Below are 12368 nucleotides of genomic sequence, written 5' to 3' on the forward strand. Positions count from 1 at the left end.
ATGAGCGCACCGCGAGCACCGGCAACCGTAGCTCCGCCACCCGTGGCGACGAGCGTGCGCCCGGAACCGGTGGTCGCGCGCACGCCGGACCGTCGGGCAGCCGCAGCGCTCGCCCGCAGGGCGGTCGCACCCGCGACCAGGCCGCGGCACCGCGCTCCAACCGCTACTGATCTCAGGACCGAATAGCGAACTCCGGCCGTCGAATCGACGGCCGGAGTTCGCTATTTCCGGCCCGACAAGGATCAGGACGCCAACTGCACCTTTACCGTCACCCGGCCACGCTCGTCACGCCGAGCGACGGCGTGCCCGGTCCGGTCCACACCATTGAGGTGCAGTGAGATGGGTCCGCCCTCCCCCAGGAAGTTCCGCCACCACGTCTTCTTATCCGCCATCGCCACACCGATGGTGAGCGTGTCCCCCTTACGCCGGTAGTTCACCGGCGTACTGATGGTCTTCCCCGAACGCCGCCCGACGTAGGTGATCACGACAAATCCGCGCCCCATCAGCCGACCGATCACCGGCGCGTCGATCAGCGCGACGACAGCACCATTCATCCGACGGTTCATCGAACCTACAACCGCTGCGAATCCCACAACATCCTCCTCGTCGCCCCGGAATGTGCCTTGCCCGCCAGCCTACGACTCTCGGGCCGGCAGCGGCGGTTGCGTCCGGCAGCCCGGTAGGGTGCGGCGTACTTCGGTACGCTCGCCCGCGTGTCCGATGTGCGGTGCGCCAGGTCGCGGCGGTCGGGCACCGTACCGTGGTGAATCATCTTGCGGTGACGGTGTTTTCGGTATAGACCCCATCAGTGCGACGCCAGACCCGGTTCGCTCCAGATATCCGGGGTGACAACGGAGATCGAGCGGCCCTGTGGGTCGAGAATACGGCCGAGCAGTTTCTCGTGGCGGAGGGTGACGACGCGTTCGGTCACGTGGAGTTCGGGATGGTCGGTGGCGAGCTGGGTTTCGAAGCGGAGCACGTCGCTGACCGCGTGCAGGCTGGCTTGCAGAATGAGATTGTGCGGGCCGCTGATGGCGGCACAGTTGCGGGTCTGCGGGAGGGCGACCAGAGCGTGGCCGATGCGCTCCAGATCGGCTGCGGGGGCGGTGGCCCAGAAGGTGACGGCTACCGGCCAGCCGCCGAGTGGCCGGGCGAAGTCGCAGCGGAACCGGAGCAGGCCCAGCCTGGTCAATTCGTCTATGCGGCGTTTGACGGTGGCGGTGCCGGTGCCGAGGGTGGTGGCGAGCGCCGCGTAGGAGGCGCGGCCATCATGGGCCAGCGCGGCGATCAGCACGCGGTCGTGGTCGGTGACGCGCCCGCGATCGCGGGCGGACGGTCGTGCCGACGGCGTGGTCAATTGGGTGCGCTGCTCTGGGGCGAGAGCGTCGATCCGCCAGTCACCGCCCTCGGTGAACATATGCGTGACCAGGTGCGCGCGGACGGTGGTGAGGTGCGGAACGGCGGGCAGGATATCGAGGGTGTAGCGCGACATGGCGGCCAGATCATCGGTGGCCACGGTGGCGAGGATCTGATGGGTTCCGGCCGCGCGTTCGAGGGTCAGCATATGCGGATGCGTCGCCAGGTCCGCGATGACGGTGGCGGATTTCCCCGCAGCACAGTCGAGTTCGAGGTAGGCGACGCAGACCCGTTCGAGCAGTCGCGGCCCGGGTGACATACCGACCCACGCCGCGCCGCGCCGATTCAGCCGCTGCCAGCGCCGCGCGGCCGTGACCGGGTCGACGTCGAGCGCACTACCGAGTTCGGTCCACGACGCCCGGGGCCGCAATTGCAGGGCGTGGATGAGCGCGAGTTCATCCTCACTCAGCAACTCACTGTTTTCCTGCATTCAATGGGTCCTCTTCTTAGGATTCCTGCACCTTGACCTAGTCGTCGACTCGATATCGCACAGTAGTGGTGCATACACCGTCGAGGAACAGAGAGGTCCCGGAGATGGCATTCGGCGACTACCAGAACGAGATCTACTTCAATGGGCTGCGCGGCGTGGTCCCCACTCTGCCGATGAAGTTCGAGGAGCTGCGAGATCGAGCCCAGGCCGCGATGCCGCCGTCGATCTGGTCCTATGTGGCGGGTGGCGCGGGCGATGAGCGGACCCAGAACGCCAATGTCACCGCCTTCGACCGCTGGGGGCTGGTCCCGCGCATGTTCGTCGGCGCCAAGGAGCGCGATCTCTCGGTCGATTTGTTCGGAATGACCTTGCCCGCACCGGTCTTCATGGCCCCGATCGGTGTGATCGGCCTGTGCGCGCAGGACGGCCACGGCGACCTGGCAACCGCCCGCGCGGCGGCGCGCACGGGGATACCGATGGTGGCGTCGACCCTCATGGTCGATCCGCTCGATCAGGTTGCGGCCGAATTCGGGGATACCCCAGGGTTTTTCCAGCTCTACACCCCCACCGATCGCGATCTCGCGGCGAGTCTGGTGCAGCGCGCCGAGGCGGCGGGTTACCAGGGCATTGTCGTCACCCTCGACACGTGGGTCACCGGTTGGCGGCCCCGCGACCTGTCGACCGGAAACTTCCCGCAGTTGCGCGGTCACTGCCTAGCCAATTACTTCACCGATCCGGTCTTCCGCGCCGCCCTGTCGAAAACCCCCGAGGAGGATCCGCAATCGGCGATCCTGCGCTGGATTCAGGTCTTCGGCAATCCGCTCACCTGGGATGACCTCCCCTGGCTCCGCTCTCTGACCGATCTCCCGCTGATCGTCAAGGGTATCTGCCACCCCGACGACGCCCGCCGCGCGATCGACGGCGGAGTCGATGGCATCTACTGTTCCAATCACGGTGGCCGCCAAGCCAATGGCGGCCTACCCGCGATCGATGTCCTGCCCGAGGTCGTCGCCGCCGCCAATGGCGTGCCGGTGCTGTTCGACTCGGGCGTGCGCAGCGGCGCGGACATCATCAAGGCGCTCGCGCTGGGGGCGACCGCGGTGGGTATCGGCCGCCCCTACGCCTACGGCCTCGCACTCGGCGGCGTCGACGGCATCGTGCACGTTGTGCGCTCGATGCTCGCCGAGGCCGATCTGATCATGGCTGTCGACGGCTACCCCGCCCGGAAGGACCTCACGCCCGAGGCTCTTCGGCGCGTTCCGAGGTAAGCGCACTCCCGCGCACGTCCGAACCCTTTGCGCTGCGGCCGAGTACCGCCGCGGCCGTAGCGCCGAGGGCGACGACCGCAATGCCCGCGACGAGAGCGGTGGACATACCGGTGCGGAAGCTGTCGAACACGCTGTCCAGCAGCCAGGGTGGTGCGCTGGGTGCCGATCCGACCGCGACGCCCGCCGCCACGGAATCCTCGATGCGGTGGGCGATATCGTCCGGCAGCAGCACCACCGCATCGGAAACGCTATTGCGGTAGACGGTGCTGAATACGCTGCCCAGCAACGCGATTCCGAGCACCGCACCGAGTTCACGGGTGACGTCATTGAGCGCCGAGGCGACACCGTACTTCTCCGGCGGCAGTGCCGCCATAATGGCCTCGGTGGCCGGTGTGGCCGCGAAGGCGATACCGCTGCCGAGCAGGAAGACGCCGAATCCGATCGCAAGGTACGAAGACTCGGCACCCACGCCGCTCATGAGCGCCAAACCGGCCGCGATAAGCGCCATTCCGAGCAGGACGACCGGTAGGAAACCCCATTTTCGGTGCAGGGCAGGCACGATCGGCGAGAACACCATGGCGGCCAACGCCAGCGGCAGCATGGACAGCGCCGCCTGGAACGGCGAGTAGCCCTTCACTAGTTGCAGATATTGCAGGCCGACAATGAAGAATCCGAACATGGCCAGGCATTCGGCGGTGATGACGATGGTCCCGGACGCCAGCCCGGGATTCCGGAACACGCGCGGATCCAGCAGTGGGCGAGGATGTCTCAGCTCCCAGCCGATGAATGCGGCCGCGCCGATCCCGGCGAGCAGGAAGGCCGCGACCACCGGCACGGAGACCCAGCCCCGCTCCGGTCCCTCGATCATGCCGAAGACCAGTGCGGCGACGGCCAGCACCGAGAGCAGTCCACCACCGATATCGACCCGCGCACGGCCCGACGGTGATTGGCGTGGCACCAGCACGGTGGCCACCAGTGTGATCACGGTCAGCGCCACATTGAAGGCGAATACCGAGCGCCACGAGTACCACTCCAACAGCCCGCCCGCGCTGAGCAATCCGATCAGCGCGCCGCCGACCACGACGCCGGACCAGACACCCACCGCGCGCCCGCGCTCCTCCGGCGGGAATACGTGGGTAATGATCGACAGTGTCGTCGGCATGATCGCGGCGGCACCGACCCCGGCGAGGGCCCGCAGCACGATGATCGCCTCGACGTCATCGAAGACCAGTACCGCCGCGGACGAGACGCCGAAGACCAGCAGACCGAGAATCAGCATTGCCTTGCGCCCGTAGCGGTCTCCCAGTGCCCCGGCCAGCATCAGCAGACCGGCGAAGGTAATGCCGTAGGCGTTGACGATCCACAGCAGTTGCGATTCCGTGGCGCGCAGGTCGGTGGCGATATCGGGGACGGCCACCATGAGCGAGGCCATCATGCCCATGACGGCGACCAGCGCCAGGCACATCACCACCAGAATCAGATTGCGCCGCAAGGCACTCGGTACCGGCGTCGCACCGGCGTGCCTCGTATCCATGTGCACCATGTCAGAACTCCTTTCAGGTCGGATGGACGACGGGCGCGATCAGTGGGCGCTCACCCGCATTCCGGCGGGCGGCTTTCCGGCCGGGACGAAGACCGCGGCAGCCGCCGCCACAGTGAGCGCGAGGATCGCGCTGAAGAGGAAGGCGACGGTGAACCCGGAGGTGTCGGCGCCGCCGCTGCGCAGGCTGACCGCCGCGATGGTGGAGATCACCGCGACACCGAGGGCGGCACCGATTTCGTGGAAGGTGGTGACCACCCCGGAGGTCACTCCGGAGTGCGCGTGGTCGACGTGGGCCAGTGCGGTGGTCGTCGCGGTCACGATGACAGCGCCCTGTCCGATGGCCGCGACGCTGAGCCCGAGGATCAGCGCCGTGCTGCCATCCCAGAACGCGGGTACGGCCGCGCCCGCCGCCGCGATCAGCAGCCCGGCCACGCCGACGGGACGGTATCCGAAGCGGCCGATGACGTGACCGGCATTGTGCGCGCCGACAATCGTGCCGAGGGCGATCGGAATGAACAGCAGCCCGGTTATCAACGCCGAATTGCCTTGTCCCTGTTGTAAATAGAACGATCCGAGGAAGAATCCGGTAATCAGCAGGGCGGTCGCCACGAGCATGAGCGCCGCGCCCGCGGCGATCGGGCGCCGTGTCAGCAGCCCCGGATCCAGTAGCGGTTCGGCGGTCGAGCGTTCGACGACGACGAAGACCGCCGCGAGCACCACCGCCGCCGCCAAGGCGCCCAGGGGCAGCGGATCGGCCCACCCAACGTCACCCGCGGTAATCAGCCCGTAGATCGCGGCACCGACAAATGCGGTGGCCAGGAGCGCCCCCACCACATCGATGCGTCGACCGTGCTGGGCCGGACGGACCGGAACGACGCGGGGGATGGCAACCAGCAGTGCGATGCCGACGGGAACATTGACGAAGAAGATCCAGGGCCAGCCCGGTCCGGCGGTGAGCACGCCCCCGATCAGCACGCCGGCGGCAGCGCCGGTGCCGCCCAGCGCACCCCACACGCCCAGCGCCCTATTGCGTTCGGCGCCATGGAAGATCGTGGTCAGGATGGACAGCGCCGCGGGCGACAGGAGCGCCGCGCCGATCCCCTGCCCGACGCGGCCGGAGATCAGCATCGGGGCATTCAGCGCCACACCGGCCAGCAGCGACGACCCGGTGAATACCGCCAAGCCGAGGGTGATCATCCGGCGTGCCCCGAACAGGTCCGCTGCCCGGCCGCCGAAGATCATCAATCCGCCGAACAGCAGGGTGTAGGCGGTAACCACCCATGTGGTGGCGGCTCGGCCCAGCTCCAGGTCCCGGCCGATATCGGGCAGCGCGACGGTGACCACCGTGATGTCGAGGATCAGCATGAACTGGGCGACGGCGAGCACCGCCAGGGCCCGCCACCTGCGTGGATCCGGTGCCATATCGGCGTCGTGGGAGTGCTGAGCGGGCGTCTGCTGATGCACGACGACCTCCTAAGTTGAACGCGGATGTTCGAGTTACGCTCCCACCATAACCTGAACACGCGTGTTCGAGAAGAGCGCGATTCGGGACAGGCGGCGGCGACCGCCGAATCAGGCGAACCACCGGAGCCGCGCTATATTGGCGACACAACCCGTACAGCCCTGTTCGAAATGAGGCGTGGTGTGGCGACAGCAGCAAGCACCGAGCAGTCCGGCCAGAAGCGGGCCGACGCCCGCCGCAATATCGCGGCCATTCTCGACGCCGCCCAGGAATGCCTGATCGCCGACCCCGAGGCGAATATCTCCCATATCGCCAAGCACGCGGGCGTCGGCCGAGTCACCCTGTACGGCCACTTCCCTTCACGGGCCGACCTGATCGACGCGGTCTTCACTCGCGCGGTCACCGAGAGCGACCGCATTCTCGATGCGGTCGACATCGACGGCGACCCCCGCGAGGCCCTGGCCCGCCTCGTCACCGCGTCCTGGAAGATCATCGACCAATTCCGCGCCCTGCTACTGGCCGCGCAGAACCACATTCCGGAAGAACGCATCCGCGCCGCCCACGACCGCCCCATGCGCCGAGTTCGCCGACTCATCGAAAACGGCCGCGCCACAGGCGTTTTCCGCGATGACCAACCCGTACCGTGGATGGTCGCGGTCTATCACAGCGTCGTGCACGGGGCAGCCACGGAAATCACCGCGGGCCGACTGACCGACCAGAACGCGGCCACACTCATCACCGGCACACTGCTCGCCGCCTATTCGCCACAGCCAGCGCCATAACGGGGGCAGCCGGTTCGATAGCGATGAGTTCGGCGAGCTCGCACAGTCTCAACGGATATGAACGCAGACACCGCACCGCACGCGCCCATCCGGCTCTACATGTCCATGTCGCTCGACGGCTTCATCGCCGGACCCGATGACCGCGTGGGGCAGGAACTCGGCCGCGACGGCGGGCGACTGTTCAACTGGCTCGACGACCGCCTGTCGGATGGCCCGAGCGGGCAGGTGTTCAGCGAGGCCATGGCGACCGGCGCGGTGATCTCCGGCCGACGCACCTTCGAGTTGGCCGGCCGCTGGCAGGGCGATCACCACGACGGCGTACCGATCTTCGTTCTGACCCATCACATCGCCGACGACGATATCCCGCCGGGCAGCGCACAATTCGTCACCGATACCGCGGATTGCGTTGCCCGCGCCCGCGCCGCCGCGGGCCACCGTGCCGTCATGGTGCACGGCGCGTCCGCGGCACAGTCCCTCCTGCGGGCCGGTCTCCTCGACGAAATGGAAATCCACCTCGTCAATGTCCTGCTCGGCGACGGCCGACGACTTTTCGACGGCCTGGGCCGCGACCACATCGAACTCGACCTGGTCCGGCAGCTGCAGGCGCGCGACGTCACGCACCTCCGCTACCGGGTGGCGCCGACACAACCCTGATGGCCCCGACCCACCGCCTCGAGATCGACAGGAAGCTGCCCTCGCCGCGTGGCGAGGGCAGTCCGAGCTGGATACGACCGGTTATCAGACCAGTTTCAGTGACCGGCCGATGATCTCCTTCATGATCTCGGTGGTGCCGCCGTAGATGGTCTGGACGCGGGCGTCCATGTACGCCTTGGCGATCGGGTATTCGCGCATGTAGCCGTAGCCGCCGTGCAGCTGTAGGCAGCGGGTGATGAGGTCGAGCTGTTCCTCGGTGCTCCACCACTTGGCCTTGGCGGCGTCTTCGACCGAGAGCTTCTCCTGGTTGAGCAGGGCGATGCAGTGGTCGACGAAGACGCGGACGGCGGTGGTCTTGGTGGCCAGTTCGGCGAGGACGAAGCGGGTGTTCTGCTGGGCGCCAATGGGTTTGCCGAAGGCCTTGCGGTCGCGGACGTACTGGCAGGTGAGGTCCAGGCAGGATTCCATGGCGGCAGCGGCGGCCACGGCGATGGACAGGCGCTCCTGCGGGAGGTTCTGCATCAGGTGGATGAAGCCCTGCCCCTCGGTGCCGAGCAGGTTCTTGCCGGGGACGCGGACGTTCTCGAAGGTCAGTTCGGCGGTGTCCTGGGCCTTGAGGCCGATCTTGTCGAGATTGCGGCCACGGGAGAAGCCGGGCATATCGCGCTCGACCACCAGGAGCGAGAAGCCCATGGCGCCCTTATCGGGGTCGGTCTGCGCGACCACGATCACGATATCGGCGTTGATGCCATTGGTGATGAAGGTCTTGGAGCCGTTGAGGATCCAGTCGCCACCGTCGCGCACCGCGCGGGCCTTGATGCCCTGCAGGTCCGAACCGGTACCCGGCTCGGTCATGGCGATGGCGGTAATGATCTCGCCGCTACAGAAGCCGGGCAGCCAGCGCTGCTTCTGCTCCTCATTGGCCAGATCGACCAGGTAGGGTGCGATCACGTCGTTGTGCAGCATGAAGCCCAGACCCGAGTAGCGGCCGTTGGCGCATTCCTCGGTGACCACCGCGTTGTAGCGGAAGTCCTTCACACCGCCGCCGCCGAACTCCTCCGGTACGGCCATTCCGAGGAAGCCCTGCTTACCTGCCTCCAGCCAGACCGCGCGATCGACGACGCCCGACTCTTCCCACTCCTCGTGGTGCGGGGCTACGTGCTGATCGAGAAACTTGCGGAAGGACTCCCGGAACAAATCGTGTTCGGGTTCGAAAAGGGTGCGCTCCACGCCAACCTCCAAAGTGACCACCAATGGCGACGATGCCAGTGGCATATACGGTACACGGAAGTCGAATCGCGGTTTACTTCTGTCCCCGAAAAAGCGGTCGGTACTGCGACTGTCCCCAGTCCAGCCGCAGCCCGTCCGTTCAGAACGACGGTAAACCTGACCGGGGATTCAGTCGCGGTCGAGAGCCTGCATCGCGCGCCCGAACAGGCTGCGGCCACGATCGGCCCTGCGCTCGGCGAGCAGGAACTCGAGTTCCTCTTCGAGGGATTTGCGGACCAGGCTCTGCAGCTCGTGCGCCGCCTCCTCCTTATCGGAGGCCTCGGCCCACGCACTGGTGTCGATGGGGTCGCCGAGGGAGAAGTAGAAGCGCTCCGGCTTGGGCAGCCAGGTCGGCCCGAGGCCGCGAATCAGCGGCGGCGTGAGACTCGCGCGCAATCCGAGCGCCGTGACCAGATTGCGGACCGGACTCATAGCCGGATGCGCACCGTCGAAGACGACGTCGTACACATCATCGCCACCGACCATCCCCATCGGCACGATCGGCGCTCCGGTCTCGATGGCCATCCGCGCGAACCCGGTGCGCCCCCGCCAATCCAGTACGTACTTCTCGTGCTTACCGCTCATGGCTTCCCGCCCACCACCGGGAAATACGGCCACGATCTCACCCTTGCGCAACAGCGTCGTGCAGTTGTGCCGATTCCCCCGCACAATGCCGAAGTGGTGCAGGAAATCCCGCAGACCCGGCATATCGATCAGCACATTCTCGGCCAGCCCACGCGGCAATCGCCCGGTGCGGCGCAGGATTTCGTGCCCCAGCAACGGTGCGTCCAACCCGCCCGCGAGGGTGTGGTTACCGACCAACAGCACCGGCCCGTCGGTCGGCAACTTCTCCAATCCATGAAATACCGGACTGAACCAGGTCCGCCCCGGCGCCCCCAGCACCTCGAGAAAGCGGCGATCGGTATCGGATAGCCGCACATGCAGCGGCGCTCCGTCGGTGAGCGCCGGTACAGCGTTCTTTTCGGACAAATACGTGACGTTTCCGGACACGAAGTTTCCCTCCCTGCAAGAAATTCGATTACGCCATGGTAACGAAAACCACTGCAGGGCATCGACTATGGGGTACCTACCCCGGAACGTGACTCAGATCACCCGACGTGCGCGAATTCCGTGAGCACTCCGGCCAGCGAACGCGGCACCCTCGCCCGCAGCTGGGTACCGGCCTCGACGTGCTCGGTACTGAGGATGCGGCCGTCGGCGTGAATACGGGACAGCAGGTCGCCGCGCGAATACGGCAGCAGCACGGTGACCTCGACATCGAGTCCACTGAGGATTTCCGCGAGCCGGTCCTTCAGGTCCTCGAGACCCTCGCCCGTTTTCGCGGAGACGAATACCGCCTTCGGCAGGGCACTACGCAACTGGGTCAGTGCCGTCGGATCGCCGGCATCGATCTTGTTGACCACCAAGAGTTCCGGCGGTGCGGGATCGTCGTTTTCGCGCAACACCTCGGTGATGACCTCGCGCACGGCCTTGATCTGCTGATCCGGCAGTGGATCGGAACCGTCGACCACATGCAGCAGCAGATCGGAGCCGGTGACCTCTTCGAGGGTGGAGCGGAACGCCTCGACCAGCTGGGTGGGCAGATGTCGCACGAATCCGACGGTGTCGGTGAAGACGACCTCGCGGCCATCCTCCAGCGCGGCCTTGCGGGTGGTGGGATCCAGGGTGGCGAACAGCGCGTCCTGCACCAGCAGGCCCGCCCCGGTCAGAGAGTTCATCAGGCTGGACTTGCCCGCGTTGGTGTAGCCGACAATGGCCACCTGCGGGATACCGCTCTCGGTACGCCGTTGCCGCTTGGTGTCGCGGGCGGTCTTCATTTCGCGAATCTCGCGGCGCAGCTTCGCCATTCGCTCACGAATGCGGCGCCGATCGGTTTCGATCTTGGTCTCACCGGGACCACGCGTTCCGACACCACCATTGGCGCCCGCGCGACCACCGGCCTGCCGGGACATGGACTCACCCCAGCCGCGCAGACGCGGCATCATGTATTCCATCTGGGCGAGGGAGACCTGCGCCTTACCCTCACGCGAGGTGGCGTGCTGGGCGAAGATATCCAGGATCAGCGCGGTCCGGTCGATCACCTTGACCTTGACGACCTTCTCCAGCGCGGTCAGCTGCGCCGGGCTCAGTTCACCGTCGCAGATCACCGTATCGGCACCGGACTCGAGCACGATGGCCCGCAGCTCCTCGGCCTTACCGGAACCGATGTAGGTGGCCGGATCGGGCTTGTCGCGACGCTGGACGAGGGCATCGAGGACCTCCGAACCGGCGGTTTCCGCGAGCGCCGCCAATTCGGCCATACTGGACTCGGCCTGCGCGGCGGTGCCCTCGGTCCACACTCCGACCAGCACCACGCGCTCGAGGCGCAGCTGCCGGTACTCGACCTCGGTGACGTCGGTGAGTTCGGTCGACAGCCCGGCCACGCGGCGCAGGGCGGCACGTTCATCGAGCTGCTGCTCGCCGACGGTCGGATCGGCGGACCAGCCCTTGCCGGGCTCGTCGTCGAAGTCGTCGGCGGGGGTGAACTCGTAAGTTTCTTGTTTACTCATACGCTTTCCATGATCCCACGAAGGAACCAGACTGCGCATTCGGATATTTCCCGCGAGTCTCAGGCGAGGTCGTGCCACCACTTCGCGGCGATCCGGCCGGAGGCCAGGAGCACCGAGGGACCGCGCAGGGTGGCGGTGCCGTGGTCGATGGCGACGGTGACCTCACCGCCGGGGATGCGCACGCGCACCTGTCCGCCCTCGTTATCGAGGTCGACACCGTCGCGAACCAGTGCGGCGGCGGCCGCCGCGACGGTTCCCGTTCCGCAGGAACGGGTTTCGCCGACACCGCGTTCGTAGACGCGCATATCGACGGCGCCGTCGTCGAGCGGGGTGAGGATTTCGACATTCACGCCGTGCGGGAAGACACCACGGTCGAAGGTGGGGGCGGCGGCGAGATCGAGACCCGCGAGGGTCGCGAAGGTCAGGGTCGGGTCGACGCAGGCCAGGTGCGGGTTGCCGACGTCGATGCCGATTCCGCTGAATTCGCGGCCGCCGAGTGTCGCGGTGGATTCGCCGAGCCGGCGTACGCGGCCCATGGCGACGGTGACCTCACCGTGGATGTCATCGGCGTGATGCACGGTGACCGGGCGGGCACCGGCGCGACTGCCGACCACGAATTCCGTGCCTGGCTGCAGTCCGGTGGCGGCCAGGTAGTGCGCGAATACCCGCACCCCGTTGCCGCACATCTCAGCGATGGAACCGTCGGCATTGCGGTAGTCCATGAACCAGTCGTCGGCGCCGACGCCCTCGGGCAGGTCGGCGAGCACACCGGTCTCGATGAGCGCGCTCGTGCGGGCCACCCGCAGCACACCATCGGCGCCGAGGCCGCGTTGGCGATCGCACAGCGCCTCGACGCGCGCCTCGGTCAGTTCCAGCCACGCGTCGGGATCGGGCAGCACCACGAAATCGTTCTGGGTGCCGTGCCCTTTGCTGAATTCGATATCAGCGATATCAGCGGCGCTCTCGGTCTCCAT

General features: G+C 66.8%; 11 protein-coding genes. 3 read left to right on the forward strand and 8 right to left on the reverse strand.

What is annotated here, in order from left to right; translation table 11 throughout:
* Positions 1-242: 242 nt before the first annotated feature.
* Together NU1_RS34000 and NU1_RS34005 are read right to left on the reverse strand one after the other, a co-directional pair.
* Positions 243-554 (reverse strand): nitroreductase/quinone reductase family protein, encoded by a 312-nt coding sequence (locus tag NU1_RS34000; protein WP_245720436.1) that lies wholly within the window; start codon positions 552-554, stop codon positions 243-245.
* Positions 555-805: 251 nt separating this feature from the next.
* A complete protein-coding gene (locus tag NU1_RS34005) occupies positions 806-1846 on the reverse strand; it encodes an Lrp/AsnC family transcriptional regulator (RefSeq protein WP_067527893.1) in 1041 nt (346 codons plus the stop codon).
* A 104-nt stretch (positions 1847-1950) separates the two neighbouring features.
* Here NU1_RS34005 and NU1_RS34010 point away from each other — a divergent pair, with 104 nt between their 5' ends.
* On the forward strand, positions 1951-3114 hold the full coding sequence (locus tag NU1_RS34010; RefSeq protein ID WP_067527895.1) for an alpha-hydroxy-acid oxidizing protein: 1164 nt from the start codon (positions 1951-1953) through the stop codon (positions 3112-3114).
* Here the strand turns inward: NU1_RS34010 and NU1_RS34015 are convergent.
* Positions 3080-4657, reverse strand: coding sequence for an MFS transporter (locus NU1_RS34015; protein ID WP_084522071.1), 1578 nt, complete (start codon positions 4655-4657; stop codon positions 3080-3082). The genes NU1_RS34010 and NU1_RS34015 overlap by 35 nt on opposite strands.
* 39 nt (positions 4658-4696) lie before the next feature.
* A complete protein-coding gene (locus NU1_RS34020; protein ID WP_212762144.1) occupies positions 4697-6121 on the reverse strand; it encodes an MFS transporter in 1425 nt (474 codons plus the stop codon).
* Positions 6122-6301: 180 nt separating this feature from the next.
* On the opposite strand from NU1_RS34020, the gene NU1_RS34025 reads away from it, so the two are divergent.
* Both NU1_RS34025 and NU1_RS34030 read left to right on the forward strand, forming a co-directional pair.
* Positions 6302-6901 carry a TetR/AcrR family transcriptional regulator gene (locus NU1_RS34025; RefSeq protein ID WP_245720437.1) on the forward strand — a complete coding sequence of 200 codons (600 nt, stop codon included), beginning with the start codon at positions 6302-6304 and terminating at the stop codon, positions 6899-6901.
* Between the two features lie 57 nt (positions 6902-6958).
* Positions 6959-7555, forward strand: a complete 597-nt coding sequence (locus tag NU1_RS34030) for a dihydrofolate reductase family protein (protein ID WP_067527897.1) — start codon at positions 6959-6961, stop codon at positions 7553-7555.
* A gap of 84 nt (positions 7556-7639) precedes the next feature.
* Here the strand turns inward: NU1_RS34030 and NU1_RS34035 are convergent, their stop codons facing one another.
* From NU1_RS34035 to dapF, 4 genes are all read right to left on the reverse strand, one after another.
* Positions 7640-8785, reverse strand: a complete 1146-nt coding sequence (locus tag NU1_RS34035; protein WP_067528046.1) for an acyl-CoA dehydrogenase family protein — start codon at positions 8783-8785, stop codon at positions 7640-7642.
* A 168-nt stretch (positions 8786-8953) separates the two neighbouring features.
* Positions 8954-9835 carry a lysophospholipid acyltransferase family protein gene (locus NU1_RS34040; protein WP_245720438.1) on the reverse strand — a complete coding sequence of 294 codons (882 nt, stop codon included), beginning with the start codon at positions 9833-9835 and terminating at the stop codon, positions 8954-8956.
* A 98-nt stretch (positions 9836-9933) separates the two neighbouring features.
* Positions 9934-11394 (reverse strand): GTPase HflX, encoded by a 1461-nt coding sequence (gene hflX / locus NU1_RS34045; protein WP_067527900.1) that lies wholly within the window; start codon positions 11392-11394, stop codon positions 9934-9936.
* Positions 11395-11453: 59 nt separating this feature from the next.
* Positions 11454-12335 carry a diaminopimelate epimerase gene (gene dapF, locus NU1_RS34050; RefSeq protein WP_067528051.1) on the reverse strand — a complete coding sequence of 294 codons (882 nt, stop codon included), beginning with the start codon at positions 12333-12335 and terminating at the stop codon, positions 11454-11456.
* Positions 12336-12368 lie beyond the last annotated feature (33 nt).

It is taken from the genome of Nocardia uniformis NBRC 13702 (genome assembly GCF_001613345.1).
Lineage (GTDB): Bacteria > Actinomycetota > Actinomycetes > Mycobacteriales > Mycobacteriaceae > Nocardia > Nocardia uniformis.

What these genes read in the sequence shown, in the direction of transcription:
- NU1_RS34015 (WP_084522071.1), bottom strand. Translation starts at nt 4,657, where the DNA reads ATGGTGCACATGGATACGAGGCACGCCGGTGCGACGCCGGTACCGAGT.
- NU1_RS34000 (WP_245720436.1), bottom strand. Translation starts at nt 554, where the DNA reads ATGAATGGTGCTGTCGTCGCGCTGATCGACGCGCCGGTGATCGGTCGG.
- NU1_RS34010 (WP_067527895.1), top strand. Translation starts at nt 1,951, where the DNA reads ATGGCATTCGGCGACTACCAGAACGAGATCTACTTCAATGGGCTGCGC.
- hflX (WP_067527900.1), bottom strand. Translation starts at nt 11,394, where the DNA reads ATGAGTAAACAAGAAACTTACGAGTTCACCCCCGCCGACGACTTCGAC.
- NU1_RS34030 (WP_067527897.1), top strand. Translation starts at nt 6,959, where the DNA reads ATGAACGCAGACACCGCACCGCACGCGCCCATCCGGCTCTACATGTCC.
- NU1_RS34005 (WP_067527893.1), bottom strand. Translation starts at nt 1,846, where the DNA reads ATGCAGGAAAACAGTGAGTTGCTGAGTGAGGATGAACTCGCGCTCATC.